At 38.5% G+C, this 20,913-nt stretch carries 21 protein-coding genes; 7 read left to right on the top strand and 14 right to left on the bottom strand.

Features of this window, described 5'->3' with window-relative positions; translation table 11 throughout:
• Positions 1-780 precede the first annotated feature (780 nt).
• Positions 781-1,248, bottom strand: coding sequence for a tRNA adenosine(34) deaminase TadA (gene tadA, locus ACZ42C_RS15245; RefSeq protein WP_461182823.1), 468 nt, complete (start codon positions 1,246-1,248; stop codon positions 781-783).
• 120 nt (positions 1,249-1,368) lie between these two features.
• Between tadA and ACZ42C_RS15240 the strand changes: the two genes are divergently transcribed.
• Entirely contained in the window at positions 1,369-1,902 is a 534-nt protein-coding gene (locus ACZ42C_RS15240; RefSeq protein ID WP_461182824.1) for a cysteine hydrolase family protein, read from the top strand.
• 67 nt (positions 1,903-1,969) lie between these two features.
• The gene (locus tag ACZ42C_RS15235; RefSeq protein ID WP_461182825.1) at positions 1,970-3,259 is read left to right on the top strand and encodes a glycoside hydrolase family 18 protein; all 1,290 of its coding nucleotides are present in this window, start codon (positions 1,970-1,972) and stop codon (positions 3,257-3,259) included.
• Between the two features lie 206 nt (positions 3,260-3,465).
• On the opposite strand, the gene ACZ42C_RS15230 is transcribed toward ACZ42C_RS15235, so the two are convergent.
• From ACZ42C_RS15230 to ACZ42C_RS15220, 3 genes are all read right to left on the bottom strand, one after another.
• Positions 3,466-5,352, bottom strand: coding sequence for an OmpA family protein (locus ACZ42C_RS15230; RefSeq protein WP_461182826.1), 1,887 nt, complete (start codon positions 5,350-5,352; stop codon positions 3,466-3,468).
• A 541-nt stretch (positions 5,353-5,893) separates the two neighbouring features.
• Entirely contained in the window at positions 5,894-6,409 is a 516-nt protein-coding gene (locus ACZ42C_RS15225; protein ID WP_461182827.1) for a type 1 glutamine amidotransferase domain-containing protein, read from the bottom strand.
• Positions 6,410-6,494: 85 nt separating this feature from the next.
• Complete coding sequence (locus tag ACZ42C_RS15220) at positions 6,495-7,262, bottom strand: MerR family transcriptional regulator (RefSeq protein WP_461182828.1); 768 nt, start codon at positions 7,260-7,262, stop codon at positions 6,495-6,497.
• A gap of 189 nt (positions 7,263-7,451) precedes the next feature.
• On the opposite strand from ACZ42C_RS15220, the gene ACZ42C_RS15215 reads away from it, so the two are divergent.
• Complete coding sequence (locus ACZ42C_RS15215; protein ID WP_461182829.1) at positions 7,452-7,784, top strand: type II toxin-antitoxin system PemK/MazF family toxin; 333 nt, start codon at positions 7,452-7,454, stop codon at positions 7,782-7,784.
• A gap of 200 nt (positions 7,785-7,984) precedes the next feature.
• On the opposite strand, the gene ACZ42C_RS15210 is transcribed toward ACZ42C_RS15215, so the two are convergent.
• The 5 genes from ACZ42C_RS15210 to ACZ42C_RS15190 all read right to left on the bottom strand — a co-directional run bounded on the left by ACZ42C_RS15210 (position 7,985) and on the right by ACZ42C_RS15190 (position 13,560).
• Positions 7,985-8,494 carry a YfiT family bacillithiol transferase gene (locus ACZ42C_RS15210; RefSeq protein ID WP_461182830.1) on the bottom strand — a complete coding sequence of 170 codons (510 nt, stop codon included), beginning with the start codon at positions 8,492-8,494 and terminating at the stop codon, positions 7,985-7,987.
• Between the two features lie 104 nt (positions 8,495-8,598).
• The gene (locus ACZ42C_RS15205; RefSeq protein ID WP_461182831.1) at positions 8,599-9,027 is read right to left on the bottom strand and encodes a DUF4181 domain-containing protein; all 429 of its coding nucleotides are present in this window, start codon (positions 9,025-9,027) and stop codon (positions 8,599-8,601) included.
• 124 nt (positions 9,028-9,151) lie between these two features.
• Positions 9,152-9,556: a DUF4181 domain-containing protein gene (locus ACZ42C_RS15200; protein WP_461182832.1), complete on the bottom strand. Its 405-nt coding sequence runs from the start codon at positions 9,554-9,556 to the stop codon at positions 9,152-9,154.
• A 628-nt stretch (positions 9,557-10,184) separates the two neighbouring features.
• A complete protein-coding gene (gene acsA / locus ACZ42C_RS15195; protein ID WP_461182833.1) occupies positions 10,185-11,900 on the bottom strand; it encodes an acetate--CoA ligase in 1,716 nt (571 codons plus the stop codon).
• A 1,333-nt stretch (positions 11,901-13,233) separates the two neighbouring features.
• Entirely contained in the window at positions 13,234-13,560 is a 327-nt protein-coding gene (locus tag ACZ42C_RS15190; protein WP_461182834.1) for a hypothetical protein, read from the bottom strand.
• Between the two features lie 200 nt (positions 13,561-13,760).
• Here ACZ42C_RS15190 and ACZ42C_RS15185 point away from each other — a divergent pair, with 200 nt between their 5' ends.
• From ACZ42C_RS15185 to ACZ42C_RS15170, 4 genes are read left to right on the top strand one after another with little or no spacing between them, the layout of a single operon-like run.
• Entirely contained in the window at positions 13,761-14,402 is a 642-nt protein-coding gene (locus ACZ42C_RS15185; protein WP_461182835.1) for a DUF5819 family protein, read from the top strand.
• Between the two features lie 19 nt (positions 14,403-14,421).
• On the top strand, positions 14,422-15,381 hold the full coding sequence (locus ACZ42C_RS15180) for an HTTM domain-containing protein (RefSeq protein WP_461182836.1): 960 nt from the start codon (positions 14,422-14,424) through the stop codon (positions 15,379-15,381).
• Positions 15,378-16,580, top strand: a complete 1,203-nt coding sequence (locus ACZ42C_RS15175; RefSeq protein ID WP_461182837.1) for a transglutaminase domain-containing protein — start codon at positions 15,378-15,380, stop codon at positions 16,578-16,580. The genes ACZ42C_RS15180 and ACZ42C_RS15175 overlap by 4 nt, the downstream gene beginning before the upstream one ends.
• Positions 16,581-16,600: 20 nt before the next feature.
• Positions 16,601-16,984, top strand: a complete 384-nt coding sequence (locus tag ACZ42C_RS15170; protein WP_461182838.1) for a thiol-disulfide oxidoreductase DCC family protein — start codon at positions 16,601-16,603, stop codon at positions 16,982-16,984.
• 306 nt (positions 16,985-17,290) lie between these two features.
• On the opposite strand, the gene ACZ42C_RS15165 is transcribed toward ACZ42C_RS15170, so the two are convergent.
• The 5 genes from ACZ42C_RS15165 to ACZ42C_RS15145 all read right to left on the bottom strand — a co-directional run bounded on the left by ACZ42C_RS15165 (position 17,291) and on the right by ACZ42C_RS15145 (position 20,807).
• The gene (locus ACZ42C_RS15165) at positions 17,291-17,518 is read right to left on the bottom strand and encodes a hypothetical protein (protein ID WP_461182839.1); all 228 of its coding nucleotides are present in this window, start codon (positions 17,516-17,518) and stop codon (positions 17,291-17,293) included.
• A 281-nt stretch (positions 17,519-17,799) separates the two neighbouring features.
• Positions 17,800-18,066, bottom strand: a complete 267-nt coding sequence (locus ACZ42C_RS15160; RefSeq protein ID WP_461183787.1) for a hypothetical protein — start codon at positions 18,064-18,066, stop codon at positions 17,800-17,802.
• Positions 18,063-18,863 carry an ExeA family protein gene (locus tag ACZ42C_RS15155; protein WP_461183788.1) on the bottom strand — a complete coding sequence of 267 codons (801 nt, stop codon included), beginning with the start codon at positions 18,861-18,863 and terminating at the stop codon, positions 18,063-18,065. The genes ACZ42C_RS15160 and ACZ42C_RS15155 overlap by 4 nt, the downstream gene beginning before the upstream one ends.
• Complete coding sequence (locus ACZ42C_RS15150; RefSeq protein WP_461183789.1) at positions 18,856-20,142, bottom strand: DDE-type integrase/transposase/recombinase; 1,287 nt, start codon at positions 20,140-20,142, stop codon at positions 18,856-18,858. Before ACZ42C_RS15150 ends, ACZ42C_RS15155 begins: the two co-directional genes overlap by 8 nt.
• 86 nt (positions 20,143-20,228) lie before the next feature.
• Positions 20,229-20,807, bottom strand: coding sequence for a hypothetical protein (locus tag ACZ42C_RS15145; protein WP_464891285.1), 579 nt, complete (start codon positions 20,805-20,807; stop codon positions 20,229-20,231).
• Positions 20,808-20,913 lie beyond the last annotated feature (106 nt).

Below are 20,913 nucleotides of genomic sequence, written 5' to 3'. Positions count from 1 at the left end.
CTTATTAGGTCACTGAGAAGCTCTCTATCCGACCTTGCATTGCATAAAATACCTCATTAGGTCACTGAGAAGCTCTCTATCTGACCTTGCATTGCATAAAATACCTCATTAGGTCACTGAGAAGCTCTCTATCTGACCTTGCATGCGCAAAAAAACCTCATTAGGTCAATGAGAAGCTCTCTATCCGACCTTGCATGCGCAAAAAAACTAATTAGGTCACTGAGGAGATCTCTATCCGACCTTGCATGCGCAAAAATACCTAATTAGGTCACTGAGAAGCTCTCTATCCGACCTTGCATTGCATAAAATACCTCATTAGGTTACTGAGAAGCTCTCTATCTGACCTTGCATTGCATAAAATACCTCATTAGGTCACTGAGAAGCTCTCTATCCGACCTTGCATTGCATAAAATACCTTATTAGGTCACTGAGAAGCTCTCTATCCGACCTTGCATGCGCAAAAAAACCTCATTAGGTCACTGAGAAGTTCTCTATCAGACCTTGCATTGCATAAAATACCTCATTAGGTCACTGAGGAGATCTCTATCCGACCTTGCATGCGCAAAAATACCTAATTAGGTCACTGAGGACCAATCTATCGGACTTTTCATGAGCAAATATTAACTTTTTGGCTCAGACAACCAATCTATCGGACTTTGCAAGCAGAAAATATTAAACGTGTGGTCTTCAAGGAACGTCCCAATAGACTTTCCAATCGTTTAAACCTTGTTTTTTAAAATTTTGAGCGGTTAGACAACGATGAAAAAGGACTTATCCGCATTATATTTTGTCTTTTTTCTTCTCCCGCAGTGCTTTAAAGAAATCTTTCAGCATCTGTCCGCATTCTTTTTCCAAAACGCCGGCAGTTACCTCCGCCTGATGGTTAAAACGCTCATCACTCAGCAGATTTACCAACGAATGAACACTTCCCGCTTTTGGATCGGAAGCACCATACACGACCCGCTTTATGCGGGACTGTAAAATAGCTCCGGCACACATGGGGCAAGGCTCCAGAGTAACGTAGAGCGTGCAGTCCTCCAGCCGCCAGCTTCCCACTTTTTCATTTGCTTTTTGAATGGCGATCAGCTCGGCATGGGATAGCGTGGTTTGGGAAGTTTCGCGTACATTATAGCCCGTGCCAATAATTTCATCCCCATGGACCACTACAGCTCCAATCGGCACTTCATCATATTTCAAAGCCTCTGCTGCCTGCTCCATCGCTAATAGCATATATTGTTTGTCTGTCATCGTTGTCACATCACTTTATGTATAATTTATTTTATATCCTCCCAGACGTTTTAAAAAGGCCAAAAAAGGAAAACGTGAATAATGACGTTTTTTCCACATAAACCGACCAAGGAGGTAACCATGGAAAATTCACTGGATAATACGGTTGTTCTATTCGTGGATGTTATTAACAATTTTGATTTTATAGGCGGAGAACGCCTGCAAAAGCACACGGAAGAAATCCTGCCAAACCTGATTAAACTGCGAAGGTTTGCCAAGGAAAACGATATACCTACCATATATATTAATGATCATTATGGCATGTGGCAAGCAGACTTTAGTAAAATCATCGATTACTGTAAAAATGAGCGGAGCGAAGAGATTATCGACGCACTTAAACCGGATCACCATGATTACTTTTTAATCAAACCACAGCATTCCGCTTTTTTTCAGACACCGCTTCAATCTCTTCTCATTGAGCTCGACCGAACCCACCTGATGATTGGGGGAATCGCCGGGGATATATGCATTTTGTTTACGGCTAAAGATGCCTACATGTATCAATATGACATGCACATTCCGCAAAATTGCATGGCATCAGAAGAAAAAGAGAATAATGAATACGCCCTGTATTTAATGAACTCGGTCATGAAGGCAAATATTCAGTCGTTTTAAAAAGACATATCCAGGACTCCCTTCTCATAAAATGTAAGCAGCAGTTCTTTATGAAGGAGGGATTTTTTTGCAAATTCATGTAGTACAGCAAGGGGAAACACTATTTCAAATTGCAAGTACATACGATATTTCCGAACAAGTAATAATTGATGCAAACGAGCTGGAGACACCGGATCAGCTGGTTGTCGGTCAAGCGATGGTAATCCCGATTACTGGTCAATATTATTTTGTCCAGCCGGGGGATAGCTTATATTCCATTGCCCAGCGGTTCGGCTTGTCTTATGAAGAACTCGCACGGGTTAATGCTATTTCTGTAAATAATATACTTCCCATTGGATTTCGTTTATATATTCCGCCTGAAGACAGGCCGGCCATTCAATCAAATGCCTACATTGAACCCATCGGGGAAACGGTGTCGGAAACGCTGATAAACGCAGCTGAAAAAGCAACTCCATACCTTACATTCCTTGCCATGTTCAGCTATCGGGTAAATCGGGATGGAACATTAACACCCCCGCCCTTAAACGGATTGGTGGAAATAGCTAACCAAAACGATGCGGCATTAATGCTCGTCGTCACCAACCTGGAAGAGGGAGCATTCAGTGCAGAACTCGGACACATCATTTTAACCGTCCAGGCCGTACAGAATACACTGCTTGATCAAATCGTAAACATTGCACAGGAAACGGGTTATAGAGATGTGCATTTTGATTTTGAATTTTTACCTGCTGAGGACAGGGAAGCTTATAATCAGTTTTTAAGAAATGCAAGAGACCGATTGTCTCAGGCAGGCCTCCTCCTGTCCACGGCAGTAGCTCCAAAAACAAGTGCCGAACAGACCGGTCAGTGGTATGAAGCCCATGATTATGCTGCCCACGGAGAAATTGCCGACTTTGTAGTACTGATGACGTATGAATGGGGCTACAGCTATGGTCCGCCAATGGCTGTTTCTCCTATTAATGAAGTAAGGCGGGTGGTGGAATACGCATTAACAGAGATGCCCGCGGAAAAAATTGTACTGGGGCAAAACTTATATGGTTATGATTGGACCCTGCCATTTGTGGAAGGTGGGCCGGCTGCCAGAGCAATCAGTCCACAGCAGGCGATAGCGATCGCCAGGGAAAATAATGCTGCAATTCAATTTGATGAAACAGCGCAGGCTCCTTTTTTCACCTATACAGATAACGAAGGAAATGAGCATGAGGTATGGTTTGAGGATGCACGATCCATTCAGGCAAAATTTGATTTAATTAAAGAATTGAATCTTAGGGGAATTGCTTACTGGAAGCTTGGGCTGGCATTCCCGCAAAATTGGCTGTTGCTTCAGGATAATTTTGAGATAACAAAACTGGAATGACAAATTCCCTCCTAAACCCTACAGAGCATAGTGATTAGAGTGTAACATAAGGGGAAAATATGCTATCTCAGGTTGTGCTTTAGTACCTCTTTTTAAAAATAATTAGATAGTGAGAGTATGTAATTTCTGCACGCACTTGACTGGTCCTTTTAATGAAAAAACGCTTGCTTGGACCATTTCCAAGCAAGCATTTATTCGACAGTTCACTACTCGTCTTCCAATTGGGTTTCAGTTTCCACAGGAACATTTGTAAATCTCCAAGGTTGCAATCGATCCATCTGGTTTTCAGATAGCTCATCTATCCTGTTTCCCGGAACAGTAAGGTCAACTGTCACACTCTCATCACTTACCGCCGGCCAAATAACAGTGGAAGTAAAATAACCATCTTCCCCGGGGGATCGCATGTGTCTTTCGGCAAGGGGAATAATGTATTCCATCTCCTCTTCTGCTCCTTCCAGCCATTTCTCTGCATAACTTCCTTCTAAAGGATCCAAATAATAATCCAATGGATAGTACCGTTGATTATTGTGTATCAATGTTGGTGCATACGCTGTATATTGACTGTAGCCAATTGCTTCATCTGCATACCATCCCCGAGCACCTATTGCATTCCCGAAACCAAAAGTCAGTGCCGTATAATCCCCTTCTGCCTCTTCTGAACTGCTCACTCTTATTCTTCCAACCAGCAAATGATCAATTTGGCGAATCGATTCAATCTCAATTTCTCCATCTTCTGTTTGTATGGAATCCGGATATACTGCTTCTTCACCTAAAGCTTCCGGTAATTCTGCCGCCGTTTCGATTTCCACTTCCACTTCTTCTGCTGGCGGGGTAAAATGTAGTTCCACCCTCCGATTTTGTGCTCTTCCTTCTTCTGAATCATTGTCTGCGATAGGCTCCCGGAAAGATTCTCCTCGTACAGAAACATCAAAAGCCTGCAAATCCATTAATTCGCCCAATTGCTTCCGTACAGATTCTGCTCTGTCTTCTGAAAGTGACTGATTATAATCTTCAGTTCCTTCCTTGTCTGTATGCCCTACGATTTCCAGCTCTCCGCCTTCAGCACCTGCAAGTTCTGCAGCTGCAGCTTCCAGTTCTTTATCTGCTTCATCCATTAAGTCAGAGGAATCGAATTCAAACAGGACATCAGTAGAGATCATTAAAGTAGCGTGTTCGATTTCGTCAATCCGACTGACAGACGTATCAACACCTTCCCGGTAACTTTCGATTGGAAACACCCGTGCCTGGATTCTCTCTAAATTTCCATCAAATACTTCCGGGCCACTTTTGTATATATTTAATTCACGTTCTATTATTTCTTCAATGGTTGGAATTACTTGACTGAAAACTTCTTCTCTTTCCTCATCTGATTCCTTATCCTCTAATACTTTCTCCATATCTTCAATCGTAAGCGTGCTAAGCTCTTCTCTATTTATGACGGGAATATCTTCCATGACTCCAAGCCTTCTGAACAACACATGCACGGATTCTGTTTCTGGTGCGGCAAATACACCAAAATACCGTGCAGGATCCCGACTGTCTCCAAATGTATACTGGCCCATGCGGTTTATTTCATCACCTACAAACGTATGCAAAGCTTGAACCTCATGATCATCTAATAATAAAACAGCAGGATGAGACACTGTCATCTCCTCTGTGTCAATCATTCGAATATCCAAGCCTTGTTGCGTAGCAATTCCTTCACCCGTCCCCAATCCATGATCAAATAAGCTCGTAAATGTTACTGTCAGATCACTATCTGTATTTAATATAACAGGCAGAATAGCTAAATCCCCATCACGTACGATCGGGCCAACTTTTCCATATACTTCATAACTTTCCCCTCTATTGGAGTGCCATAGTTCCTGTTGAATGGTTATGGATTTCTCCTCCAATATTTTCTCCTCATTATCCAATGTTTTCACATCGTCCGCTTCAGGCTCCTCATCGTATGTATTATCGGATGCCTCTGCTTCCTCCTGGTCTGCCTCTTCCGCCTGTACTTCTTCGTCCACTTCATTTTCATTGCAGGCGGTTAATAACGATATAGCTGCAAGTAGCAATGTAAGTATTCCTATAAGCCTTTTCTTCATCCTCACTCGTCTCCTTCATCGGAAGCAGAAAAATATATGACTTTACCAGATGATGAATAAGCTCCCATTTTTATTGAATAAGTAAGAAATTTATAATCATGATTTAAAATAATCTGTCATTATTGATATTCTTTTTTAGTATACCTCCCGACAAGGTATTTGTAAAAATCTTTTCTAACACAAAAAAGGTTGGGATAAAAGTATATACTCAAAAGGAAGCTGAACTTTAGTGAACACCAGCTGCTCCGGCACCATCCTTCGCTTTTTTTGTGGGCGGCTGGTGAGCCTGCTTGTGCGACAAGGGGTATAAACGACGTTGCCCGCAAAAGGCGTTTTTAGTCGGCCTTCATTAATGTTTCCCTGCGGGGTTACACCGACGCCTCACATTTCGCAAGCGTCTTCGTAGGTTGCCGGAGCTAATAGCTAAATCATTTGCTTCTTGAGTAAATAAAATTACTTTCGTTCCAACCTTATTGGACTTTCTTTATCATCATTTGATCTTTTGGCAAAAGACAATTACCCATAACTGAGAGGCTATTTATTAACCTATAACATTTAGGGCTTCCTTCTTAAAGGCAGGAAGATCATTCGGATCACGGCTTGTAACCAATTGATTCTGGCAAACGACCACTTCTTCATCCTTCACGTCGGCACCGGCATACTCCATGTCAACAAGGATCGATTTAAAGCCTGTAGCTGTTCTGCCTTCCAGTGCTTTTGCAGTAATTAACAGCTGAGGCCCATGACATAAGGTAACAACCGGCTTTTTCTCATCCATAAAATGCTTGGCAAACTCCACGAAACGGTCATCTGCACGCAGCATATCCGGAGAAAATCCTCCCGGGATGAATAAAGCATCGAAATCCTGTGGATCCACGTTGTCAATGCCTTCATCAATGTTTACTTCTGCTTCATTGTTTTTACCTGTTACTTTCGTGCCTTTTTCTTTTTCAATGGTAATCACTTCATGCCCGGCATCCTGAAATGCTTTGGCGGGATCTGTATATTCCACGTCTTCAAACATATCTGTAATAACGGTTGCTATTTTTTTACCCATTACATATCGGCTCCTTTCATTAACGTATTACATTAGTGTTTTTTCCTTTTTTGAAGTTTATAAAACATGAAAGGAGCATAACAGACTAATTTTTCCCGGTGTTGGTGAAAATTAAAATAGCATCCCGCAAAAATTTTGCCGCACCATTTGCAGCTTTGTCATAATAAGCTGCAAAACGCTCATCAGCAACATACATTTCCGCCAATCCTGCGTGGGCTTCTTTAGAATAGGTTTTCCAGGAATACTTGAGCCATTCCTTATGCTTGGCCGCAAGCTCCTGTGCCGCTTCGGAAGCCGGTTCACCTGTTTCTGTCAGCTGTGCCAGAGTTTCCAGAATATCTTTTTCGAGGACTTTCATCCTGTCAAACTCCGCTTCTGTCATGCCCCGCATTTTAGCAATGCTGGCATCAATTGCTGCATCTCCGTATTTCTCACGAATTTCTGTTCCATACTTTTGCTCATTATCTTCTATCAATTTTTCCTTAAACCCTTCAAATTTTTCTTTATCCTGCATGGGAACCCCTCCTTTTTTACTTGTAATAGTCTTTTCTACCGTTTCCATCAATCTATCCAGTTGAGCACGCTTCTGTGCCAGTTTTTCATAGTGCTGCTGTAATGCTTCTGTCTGGTCATATTCAGGGTCACTCATGATCTTCCTGATCTCATCCAAACTTACATCAAGTTCACGGAAATATAATATTTGCTGCAGCTGATCCACTTCTTTCTGTCCGTAGATCCGATAACCGGAAGAATTAATTCTTGCCGGCTTTAACAGATTAATTTGATCATAATAACGTAAGGTACGCCCACTGATACCCGAAAGCTGAGCCAATTTTTGGACGGTATATTCCATTTTGCACCTCCTTGTTATGATCATCATAAACCTTTACGCAGCGTAAAGGTCAAATGGGAAAAATAAAAAATCTGTTTACAAGCAACCAGTGGAAAAAGAACTTTCATTAGATGAAATGTTAGAACAAATAACGGATGAAAATAGGCATGATTATATTGATTTTGGAAGAAAAGGGGATGAATTACTTTAATGGATGCCCCAAAAAAAGGGGACTTGGTTTATATAGATTTTGACCCGCAAAGTGGATATGAACAGTCAGAACATAGACCGGGTATTATTTTGTCCCCCCAAAATTTTAATAAAGCAACCAATTTCGCTGTGATTTGTCCAATAACCGGCAAAACAAAAGGATATCCTTTTGAAGTAAAATTACCTGAAGGATTGCCGATTTACGGAGTTATTTTAACTGATCAACAGAAAAGTTTGGACTGGAGAGCAAGTGGATTAAAAATAATTGGTCAGGCACCGGAAGAAATTGTTCAAAAATGTGTTAGACAAATTCATAAATTTATATTTGAATAAATGAAGGCCCATGGTAGCGCCTTAATTAAGTGGGCGCTTTCTTATTCCTTTATTTTGTTCCTAATTGTTTCATATTTTCCCCATGTCCCAGCCTCCAATAAAAAATATCCCCTAGCTCCTTTATAACGTGAACTGCACTTAACTTTTTCCATTAAAAAATTGGCTTATCAAGTTTTGATAAACCAATTTCTTAAGAAATACTATTTTGATAATGCTATTTTTATATGTTCCAGATGATGCTCTTCATGCCATGCCAGCTTTGCCACCTTTGTTGCAACGGTTATTTTACCGTTAATCTCATGGATAAAACTGCGGTCTAATTGATCTTCCGTTAAGCTGTTTCCCAACGATACGATGCGCTCATTGATGCCTTCCAGCATTTTGATGGAACTTTCCACAGGCAGCTTTGTGTCCGGTTGAACAGCCCATTCGTCCTGGACAAAATTTGGTACTGTAGGATTATCATCTGTTAAAGCCATTTTCAACCGCTGAAACATATTCAACTGGGAGTCAGCGATATGATGGACGAGCTGACGGACGTTCCAGCTGCCCTCGCGGTAAGTTTTGCTTAATTCCTCATCACTTAATTCATCAACAGTTTCTCTTAACCGGGACGTATAGGTTTCGATTTGCTTTAACCATTCCTGAACATGATCAAGTGTTACCTTGTCAGGGACTTGCAGTTCACCTATCGGAAATTTTGTATCCATTTCCCACCCTCTTTTCTTTATTTATTCATCATATTTTGGTATTACCTTATAATATATCCAATTGGTTTCGTGCTTGTAAACCAATTGATATAGATTTACGTATTTTAAAATAAACCGAAAAAGTTAGTATTAATAAAAAAGATGAATACAACGCCAAAAAATAATAATTCACTCAGTGTAAACATATACGCTTTTCGATTTTCCGCATACTTCCATTCCATCGTAGCCCGGGCAACCTGGGAAAACACGATAAATATAATTAGTAAAAACCATGGTTCCAAAAACCAAACTGTATCATATGGTTCAACTGATATATTGTAAAAAAAACCAAACAACAGCAAAGTAAGAAACGTTATTCTAATCGTCCAATCCAATTTTCGATGTTTGTCATTTATATGGTTATAGGAAAATAACTTCTTATTTTCTACTTTAAGCCATTTGCTCATCAGAGCTTGAAAACCAGTCACCACAAGTAAAGTGATGCCTATCACCAAAATTAACTTCAGCCAGAATATTGGTTCAATAAAATACATTCCGTCTAAACCCCTCTCGTATAATTGGTACCTCCTTTCTATTGAAGGAATTAAATCAGCCTCGTGTCCATTTGAATTTGTACCCGGTCATTAATATAATCAAAAAAATCAGAATAAAATTTCACTAGAGCCAAGCTGCTGCCAGTATGAAAAAATTGTTGATGAATGTGAAATAAACAGTACCAATAAAAATCACACCATAACCAATGGTCCAAATAAAGTTAATCATGTATTCCTTCTCTTCCTTTATTCCATATGTATATTCCATATATGCGCGAATACCGCAATCGATAGTTAAAAAACCAAATAATACAGCATAAATTGCTTTTTGAGGTAGAAGAAAGGCAGCCATAGTAAGACCAATGATAAAAAGGATGAATAATGTAATTTCCATCCACTTATGCGCAGCATTAACCGGCCTATATAACCGAAATTCAAAATCAATATGATGTTTTCTGCGCATGAGAATATCAGCGATAAAAGTAACCACTAAACCCAACAAAATAAATCCCAGCAAATAATTGGTCATCAAACTACTCCTTCTAGCTATATTATAGAAAAATTTGATTATTCCTATAATACAGCTTAACACACTTTATCTTTAGTAAATTTCATAATTGCTTATTTTTACTAAGTATCCGAACATTAATTAATAGAAACACTTTATAATTTGTTAATACAGAACGCGAGCCTGTTGATTGGAGTGGAAGACGGCGACTCCAGCGGGAACAGCGATAGCCGAAGACCCCGCAGCGTAGCGAGGAGGCTGAGGCAGAGCCCGCGGCAAAGAAAACACGACGAAAACGAGTTTGAGTCGATGTTGCACTTGTGCCAGTGGTGAAAGCGTCCGTCTGGAGCGGAAATCAACTTTGTTCGGATTTCTATACTAACTTCTCTATTATGAAATTGATTCACTTACCAATTAAATGGAAAATGTTATTTAACGTAATTATTTTCTGGAACGGGGTAATCGATAGAAAAACATTTGTTAATATTGATATAAGCAATAGGTCAAGTTGAAGCAAATTCATCTCACTAAAAATTACACGAGGATCTTATTCATCCCTCTTGCTGTGACCTTTAACGGTTTAACAGTCTGCACAGCAAAACTCCCACCCTATGATTCTCCAGGTGGAAGTTTTACCATCCATACTATATTATTCTTCCAATGTGGAAGTGTCTCCTGTCGGAAGTCCAAGCTCCCACGACTTTAACAGACGCCGCATAATCTTACCACTCCGTGTTTTCGGAATGGAATCTTTTACTTCCATCTCCCTTGGTGCCGCGTGTGCACTGAGACCGGTTTTTACAAACTGCCTAATTTCTTCAAGCAATTCATCCGATTTTTCATAGCCATCATTCAATGTAATGAAAGCTTTCACGATTTCCCCGCGTTCCGGGTGCGGCTTTCCGATCACTCCTGCTTCAGCAACGGCGGCATGTTCAATCAGTTTACTTTCCACTTCAAACGGTCCGACCCGCTCCCCGGATGTGTTGATCACATCATCCAGGCGTCCCTGGAACCAGAAGTAGCCGTCTTCATCTTTATACGCGCTGTCTCCGGAGACATACCAGCCATTAATGAAATAGCTTTCATATTTACTCGGGTTATTCCATACCGCACGCATCATGGCCGGCCAGCCTTCTTTTATGGCAAGATTGCCCATCTGATTCGGTCCAAGTTCATTGCCTTCATGATCCACGATGGAAGCTTCCACCCCCGGAATCGGTTTTCCCATCGATCCGGAGCGTATTTCCATGGACGGAAAATTTACAACCAGATGCGCACCGGTTTCTGTCATCCACCATGTATCATGAATGCGAAGTCCGAACGCATCAAGTCCCCAAGTAATAACCTCCGGATTGAGAGGTTCTCCCACACTCAAAATATGACGGAGGGAGGAAAGGTTATGTTTTTTTACAGCCACCTCCCCTGCACTTAGCAGTTTTCGTAGTGCCGTTGGCGCTGTATACCAGACGGTCACATCATATTTATCCAGCGTTCCATACCAGTCATCCGGCGTAAAACGACCGCCGCGAACAACATTTGTTACACCATGCAGCCATGGGGCAAATATGCCGTAGCTGGTGCCGGTCACCCAGCCGGGATCTGCAGTACACCAGTAAACATCATCTTCTTTTAAGTCAAGCACCCATTCCCCTGTGGCATATTGCTGAATCATCGCGTTATGCACATGGTAAATGCCTTTAGGCTTCCCGGTGGAACCGGAAGTGTAATGAATCAGCATGCCATCCTCCAAATCCACCCATTCAATGGAAAAATCGGTGGAGGCTGCTTCCATTTCTTTATAAAAATCAATATACTTTTCTCCATTTTCATTATGATCTCCGACTAGTACTATCTTTTCCAGATCAGGCAGCTGATCCTGCGGGACCCGGTAAAGTAAATCAGGGGTCGTGATCAGCATTTTTGCTTCGCTGTCTTCCAAGCGATCACGCACTGCCTGCTCCATAAATGCTTCAAATAATGGTCCTGCAATGGCACCGGTTTTCATTATGCCAAAGAATGCAGCGTAAAACTCCGGACTTCTCGGCATGAATAAAAATACCCGGTCACCTTTTTGAATGTCGTATTTTTTGAGTACATTGGCAAACTGATTACTTTGGTCGCGAAGGTCACTGAATGTTACTTTTTCCTCCCTATCCGGGGATGAATACAATAAAGCGACTTTATCTTTCCTGGCTGGGTCCTCGGCATGCCTGTCCACTGCTTCATAAGCCATGTTCACTTTGCCGGTTTCATGCCAGGAAAAATGCTGATGCATATCTTCCCATGAAAAGTCTTCCCGCATTTTTTCATAGTCTTTGAGATTATGATTCCCTTCTCTTGCAGGTATTTTTTGTGTGTCCATCCAATCACCTCTTTTTAAAGTTTGAAATCGATTACAAAGATGCAAATCTTTCCCCGAAGCCTTCCCATGGTGTCTGTTAAGGAAAGAAAGGCGATTGATCTGCCATGATGTAATTAAATTATTCTTATAATTTGTGAATTAGTTCCATTTTAGAACATTTTATGACAATTTTAAAGAAAAAAGTTTGTTATTTTGAGTGAATTGGACTTTTGCTAAGAAAGTATTTATCTCTCTTGTTATCTTCCATATAGCCTGCCTTAAGTTGCAGACCCCCATACTGACTGATTTTAGCTCATACTAATAGGTACAGAGCAACATATAATGATAATTCAGTATTGGCACGAACTTTCACGGAATAGTTACGTTGGGAGCAGCATTCATTGTGAGTGCAATCATGATATGTACAAGAGAAGATAAAAGAGGTATTCATGATTTGATTGGCGGCACTTATGTGGTTGAAGTGAAAGAGACTGGGATTTAACTATATAAATGGAAATGAATAATAAAGCTTATTATTCAGTCTGCAAACGATGACCTCAGGGCGTTTACCGGTTTTTGAAATAAAGGGTTGAACAGCTTCAAATATCTCATTAATTGTTTTTTAGCACATATTAAAGATTACTGATTTTTTAACCAGTCCATGCGTCCAACAGGCACTTTGTGCACAAATGATTAATGAAACTCAATATAGGTTTCTTCCATGCTAAAACAAACCAAGTTACACTATGTCGTAATATGCTGGGATATCGTCTCAAGGCTTCCAAGCCGCGTAATTAATATGCAAATCATCCGATTGCACACGCCTTGCCTGATTTCGGTTATCATTCTTCACTTTGAAGTTTCTGTTCTAACCTCTCCAAAATCTTTTAAAGCAACTTACTATACATTCTTTTATCTATCATTTGTCTTAAATTTTCATAAACTACAAGATATTTTAATCTGAGACAATCGTTGTGGGACAATAGTCTCGATAGACTGTGAATGCATACCTGCCAATTAACCACCAAGTTTGGTGCGTTTACTTAATCAGAACCTATACTAAAACCTTATTACTGCGCGCCTGCTCCTAGATACAAGCAACCATAACCTTCTTTTGGTTATTGACATAAAACCATAATATCTCCTTTACAAACTAAATAAGACCAAAGAGAAGAATCCTCACTATAGAAATTCGTGATCCACTTTTTGAATCCCTCTCTTTATTAGACCATATTATACTAACAATTTGTTATCTATTTTTTTATCAAGTATTGTCTTTGCTAAATTCCTGTTAATTCAGTATAAATATAGAATTCTAGGAAGCACTTATACTACTTTTCCTCTTGTGCTCAATTTAGTCAAAAATCACGTCAAGGTTTGCTTCTTCTTCAATTTCTTCTTCAGCATTCCAGATACCAATTACTTTGTCTGCAACCCATTCGCCGACTTTTTCACCAGCTGCTTTAGCGGCTGCTCCAGCAAATGGTAAACCAACAACAGCACCGGCAACAGCTGGAATAGCTTCAGGATCATGGCCATTTTCCTTTTGCTCAGCGGTTATCTCCGTAACTTCCGGGGTTAAATCTTCACTGCTAGCTAACGCAGTTGATGCTCCAATGCTGCTCAAAGCAAGAGTTCCCACAATTGCAATAGACAATAATTTCTTTTTGTGTTTTGACATTTTCTTCCCTCCTTTCCTAATTAATCTACCTAAAAAGGTATATAATTTGGAATTTAAAGTCAATAGTTAATTATGACTAATTTCCATATATTATAATAGGTATTTTTTATTATTTTATTATTTATTCAAAATAATACTTTTATTTTGACTTTATTATGATATGATATTTAGAAATAATAATGTTAAGGGTTGTGATCAAAATGAAAAAAGGAACGAATATAACTTTAATATTTATTCTACTAACTTATACACTCTTTCATTTTTCCATGGTATTCTTACATGCAGCGCCTATTAACCCAGTTAAAACAAGTAATTTAAGTACAATAGAAAGGTATATATACCCCTTTTTTTCTCAGAATTGGCAGTTATTTGCCCCTGACCCTGTAAATGTAAATACTAATATTCTAGTTCAATACAAAACGCAAGACGGAGAAGTTTCAGATTGGCATAACATATCTAAGATGTTAATAAATGCAAATAGAAAAAATCCAATTAGTGCTTATAGTAAAGCTTCACGAATTCCAACAGGTATCTATCATGGTGTTTTTTCAGAAAATGAATTAATAAGTGAGTACTCAGATACTGTAGATAACACAGAATTTAAGGAAAACGTTGACACGGAAAAAATTGAAGATAGGAAAAAGAAGCAGGTGGATATATTATATCGATTTGTTTCTTCGTCGATTCCTTTAATTTCTGATGCAGAAATTAAAGAAGTAAATACTAGGATTGTAAATATTAATCCTGTACCATTTTCGGAAAGATTTAATAAGAACTATGAAGTAGAAAGCGAATATGTTGAATTTGGATGGAGAAGTTATACTCAAGTAACATCTTTCTGATACAGGGAGGAGGCATAAAATGTTTAATAAAATATACAATTGGACTTTGAGTCCTAAACATTTAATGGGGGCAAGTATTCTTAGAATTTTATTGGGATCAATAATTATGTATATATATATAGTTAATTACCCTTTAAGACGTTATTTATGGAGTAATGATGGCATAATAACTGATTCTTTGTATATAGAATTAAATCGAATACCTATTTCTATTTATGGATTATCCAAAAATATTGTTGCATTTGAAATTCTATACCATCTTGGTTTTATTTTTGCACTTTTGTTTACAATCGGTTTTGGGGGCAAAACCATCCAGATTTTATGTTACATTTTTATTTTTTCGTTAAATAATAGAAACGGTTTGATTACAGATGGAGGAGATAATTTAATGCATTTAGTTTTACTGTATATGATTTTTATGAACGTAAATACATATTTCTCAGTTAAACTAAATATATTTGGAGAGAAAAATTTTATTACAAAGTTTAAAAACAAACATAGGGATAAATTAGTGATTATACATAACTTTTCTGTTTTGTTCGTGATACTGCAGCTATGTTTTCTTTATTTTACTGCTGCTCTATATCAAGTGATGGGAGAGCAGTGGATCAATGGGACGGCAATTTATTATATTATGCAAGTTGAGGAATTCTCGACAGGTGTATTGCCCGACTTTCTTTTAAATAATAGCTTATTCTTAGTAGTTGCAGCTTATTTTTCATTTATTATTAAACTAGCTTTTCCGTTTAGTCTATTTAATCGATATACCAAATATATAGTGATTTTCGGGATAGTAGCATTTCATGCGGGAATTGCTGTACAAATGGGGCTGTTAACTTTCTCTGCTATCATGATTGCAATTGATTCACTTTTACTTAATGACAAAGAGTACAATTGGATATTCTCAAAAGCTAAGTTAGTGAAAGATAGGATTTTAAACTACATGAATGTAAAAAAGGTTAAGGAGAGATTTGAATGACCTACAATTCTATTACATTTGAATACTTTAATCGAAGTTCAGACGTCGTGGAGATTTGGCTCTCAGCTGCACCAGGGACAACAGAATTAGAGTTCATGGAAAACCAGCCAATTAACTTTTACAAGCATGATTTTTTAGGTACAATTTATTTTTTTAAAATCCCTAGTCATCAAAAATTTAAATATAGCTCAAAATATAAACCAATAAATAAGAAGGAAATTTCAGATAAAGAAAAAAAATACTTTTTAAGAAATACTGAATTAATACCTGTAAATGATAGTACCCGTGCACAAGCAAAGGATATTATTAAAAATTTACATTCTGAAAACACGAAAGAGCAAGCTTATACCATCTTTAACTTTGTAAGAAAAAACTTTGAGTATTCATCGAAATTAAAAGAAAGAGGTTTTGAATATACAATAGAAAGAAGGAAAGGCGATTGTGGTGAACTTTCTGCAGTTTTTGCTTCCTATTGCAGATCTCTTCAAATACCTTGCAGGATCATGGTAGGTGCCTTTAAGGGGAAATTTAATCATCATGTTTGGAATGAAGTATACATTCCTCAAGAAGGATGGATTCCAGTAGACGTATCTTTAGCTATGTACACGCCTTTTAGATATCCCCTAAGGAGTATGATGTCAGCAATAAAATGGGGAACATTAAAGAACAAAAAACGCTATTTCGGAAATATTGAACAAGGACGGGTGGTATTTTCCATTGATCCTGAGATATATCTTGAACCTGCTTACAAAGACTCAAAAGCATCTGTAGACGATATGACATTTAATATAGCTGGAAAAAAAATTTCTTGGGGATATGAATCATTAAAAGGACGCGCACCATATATGCAGCCCATATATCCTAAGTTAAATGATACATTCAGAAAAATAAAACATAAAGATGTCCTGGGGAAATTTGAAGTAAGTGCACCTCATCAAACTAGTTATAAAACAAAAATTAATGCACTCTACATAGGGCTTGTGTTAGCATTTTTATCCATGGTTATCTCTGCCTATGAAATTTCTATTCCAATTTGGTTTGACATACTTTTGGGTACAGTGACTTATCTTTCTCTTGGTATATTTAGTGTCCTAACAATTATAAGAAATGAATATAATTGGCTCGTATTAATTTTAGTCACGTTTTTTCTACTATCAGCTTTAGGTTTCTTTTATAACATTATCAAATCTTTAATCTAAATTAATTGGAGGGGATTAACATGAAAGTATTAATTTACGATGGTGAATGTAATATGTGTAGTAAATTCATACGTTTTATCGTACGCATTAATAAAAACCCAGAACTATTTATTACAGATTTTAATAGTAATTGGACCAAAGAAAACGTACAACTCAACCCAAACATAGACAGTATGATTTTTATAACAGAAAACAAGGAATATATATACTCTAATTCTATTTTACATCTGCTAGCAGGTACAAACAACCTATTCAAACCGTTACTAATATTAAAGTTAATCCCTAGAAAATTAAGAGATGCTTTATATAAAATTTTAGCAAAAAACAGAAGAAAAATACTAAAATCCCAATCTCAACATTGTCCTATCCCCTCAAAAAAAGCTAAAAAAATGTTTCTATATTAAGGTGATATTTAGATAATTGTCTGAAAGAGGGTGGGTATAAATGATATACTAATCGCACTAGAAGCCTTGGACAAAATTTTTTTAATAAAACACCCGAGGTTTCCTGGATTTTAAGCATACCCACCTCTCCATATTAAACCATTACCGTAGCACCCGATTGGATAGTTCTCTGCCTGTCAATTCCTTAGAAAAAAGATGCCGCAATATCTTCTTTTCATTCCTTAATGTAACACGGAATCTATTTATAACTGTCTCCTACCCTTTATCTGATATTGGGAAGTAGGTTAAAATATTTATAAATCCTCTTTAATATCCATCTGATGAATATAACCCCCTCCAAACCACATCCAAATAATGTGCCGCATCTGTATCTCCCTCTGTATTAATGATCAGCACGCTTGCTTTTTCATCTAATTGAAGTGCTTCCGCGGCTTCCGGTCCTGCAAATTTTTGCAGGTAAAATAACAGGCCTAATGGAATGGCGCCTGATTCACCTGAGATTATTCTCTCATCGGACCCCAGCGGGTTTCCCAAAACACGCTGTTACTGATTGTATATAATGCCTTTATATTGATTGCGTCTTCTGTCCAAGTTTTGACTAGATTATTGACCACAGAATATAAAAAGAAGGGGAAGAAGGATAATATTTCCTTCTTCCCCTTCGTGTAAACTAGCACATTATCTCAGGTCCCTAATTTCAAATTAATACAGTGGAATATCTGAAGTAATGTGCTATTTTTCCCACTTTATTCCAGCTTTGGCAATAAATAATCACTTTATTTCTCTTCTGTTTTTTTATGAAAAAAGGATGCCTCTTAAAGGACATCCTCTTCTTTCAATAAATTTATGGACACTACTCTTACTTTATAAGCCTCAAACTCCCGAAGATTAAAAGCAACATCTTCAGTAAACTCCACAAACCACGAATTGTATTCAGTATAATCTTTTCCTATATTAACTTTCACATAATGATTCTGTATCTTTATTTCTATAGGCAATCCTTCGTACGCTACGTACTCCTCTTGATCAATCCATATTTTCCAGAAACCCATATGAAAAATCATAATACCTTCAACCATCATAAAGCCCTTTCCTCAGCTGCCAGACGGACGATTTCCTCATCAATTTGTTCTTTCTTCTGTTGTGCCCCGTACAAAAGGCAGTTCATTGTTAATGTATTGATGACACGCGGCCAGCCTTGTGATCGCAAAGCGATTGCTTCCAGGGCGGTGGAACTGAAAATCGGCATTCTGGATCCTGCCAGTTCTAAATGGTGCTCTATATACGCATACACATCCTCTTTACTTAATGGTTGAATTTGATACTTCATAATGATTCGTTGAGCCAATGGCCGGTGATGATTCAAATTCAGTCGTGTTTTTAAATGTGGTAGTCCGGCCAATATGAGAATAAATGGATTCGATGAATCCATCTGAAAATTAAAAAGTATTGCCAAATCCTGTAAAAAAGCATCTTTTGCCATATGCATCTCATCCAGTATAAAAACAGGGGTAACTTTACGTTCCTGCGCCATTTGTTCAATTCCTGATTGAATCTGGCGAAACAAATCTACTTTACGAAACTTTGGTTCTTCCCCCAAACCATAAGCGAGTCCCCGGTAAAAATCCATTACACCTCCGGTAGACAATGGAAAATAGACCACATGATATAACGCCGGATTAAGTGACTCCTTAAATGAACGCAGTGTAAATGTTTTCCCGGCACCCGGATCACCAATAATTAAACCAATGCCTTTGGACTTTTGTAAATATGACAACCCGTTTAACGCTTCTTGATAAATAGTGGATTCAAAAGCGTCGGCATGTTTCACATCCTTGAGAAATGGGGTTTTTGCCAGTGAATAAAAGGATTTATACATGAGCCGTTTCCTCCCCTTCATCTTCATCTGTTGTATCCGTGACAGCGAACGGAGATGGTAATGGCCCTCGTTTGACGTGCGCGTTATCTCCCATGGAAACCGGAATAGCTTCAGCCACTTGCTTTCCATCCTCAAATACATAAACTGCTTGATCATCAAGTCGAAGTTCAATCTTTTGCCCAATATATGCAGCGGGAACCTCATATAATTGCTTTTCTAACGTAATCGTTCCATCCAATTTCACTTTTCTCTCTGCTTTTTTTAAAAAAATTGTTTCTAATATGGATAGATCATCTAAAAATGTGATATGATCTAACTGTGAATGAAATATTTGATGGGGTGATTCTCCATCAAGTGAGGCGTGTGGCTTTCGGTGGTAATCCTCCTCCAGCCACCGCCCAAATCTTTTATTTAATTCTTCCAGAGAATGAGCCGGATCACTTTTTAATAACGGATAAAACCGTGTTTGTATTGTTTTGAATAGTCTTTCTATTTTCCCTTTGCTTTTTGGATCGTATGGTTGCGTATGCACCAGTGTGATCCCCAACTCCGCACAGGCATACTGCAGCGTTTCTGATCTATAAATCTTTCCGTTGTCCGCATAAATCATGGTTGGCTTTCCACGTCGCACTAGCGCTTCTTTTGTCACTTCTCTTAATCCATCAAACTTCTCGGAAGAGAAAAATTCGGCATATGGCACGATCCTGGAACAATCATCGATATAGGCGATTAGAAAGGTTTTCTTCATCTTCCCATCGATGGGTATATATGGTCCATGTGACAGGTCTGCCTGCCATAGCACATTGACTTTGTCATAGGCAAAACGCTTCCGTTCTTTTTCCGGGTGAAAGCTCATGTGATTCCTTCCGGCCAGGTTATGTTTTTTGAGTAATCGGTTAATGGTCGAATAGGATACCTCATGTTTATGAACCTCTCCGCGGTTAATCAGCTGTTCGTAAAACACACTGACCGGCATGTGAAAAAATTCTTCTTTTCTTATTTTGAGAATGTGATCCTTATCATCGGGAGAGAGTCGGCGAGAATTCCCGCGATCTGCCCGTCTTTTGGGCTTTAATGCTTCAAACCCATTTCTCCGATAATGAAGAAGCCATTCCTGCATCGTCTTAGCCGCAATTTTTCGTTCCCCGTAGTAAGGAACCTGGTGAACTTTCCCCTCCAATTCCTGAAAATATTCCTTTGGCTCCCTTTGCCCATTGAAAAGCGGGGCAATCAGGCCATAGCGAAATAAAGCAATTTCTTCCCGTGTTTTTTCATTCATGAATTTTTCCTCCTTTGAATAGAAGGACAACCGGTTATCCATTGCTTTTATTCTACCTTTTCCGACAAGAGATTCATAGGCAATATTTATGTGGGACTGATTTTATTTTTTTCAGGCGATAAATATGGTAAAATTAATTTGCCCATAAAATATGATGACAAATGACCCCAGGACCTTCGAAAGAAGGTGGATTCGCCTAAATCCAGGATCATTTTCACGTATTTTTGGGCTTCTTTTTTTATGTCCCGGGAAAACCCTAATTGATGCCCCTCGTCCACAAAAAAACTATGTATCCAAGGTAGCCTTTCTTTAAAACGCTTGAAGTGCTGGGCAAACTGCTGGCGACAACCATCCAATTTCTCCCCATCAATGATACGGTGTATATTATGAATGACCGTATCCAAGGTATGTTGAAAATACGGAATAAGAAACTCAGGAAGAATAGAAATGTTTACCTTACAAGCCAAACATCTCATTCGACATATCGGTATACACTGATCTGCCTCCCTATCAATTCCATAACGAAAATAATATCCGTTACGGTGCAGGTTGCCCTCAGCAATACAATTACAGCCGGGACACCTTTCATACCTTGGGAAATCATTATCTTTCCCCTCTAAAGCATAACCTTTAAGACTTTTTCCAAAATAATGTGGTATCATCATAAAAAACTCCCCCTTATAATATGCAAAAAATTTAGCACATTACTTCAGGGAAGTAAATAATTAATCTGGAGGAATTTGAATAGAATGCCCCTATTTCGGAGGGAAT

It is taken from the genome of Virgibacillus kimchii (assembly GCF_055379185.1).
Note: the sequence above shows the minus strand (reverse complement) of the source record. Positions and strands in the feature narration are given on the sequence as shown.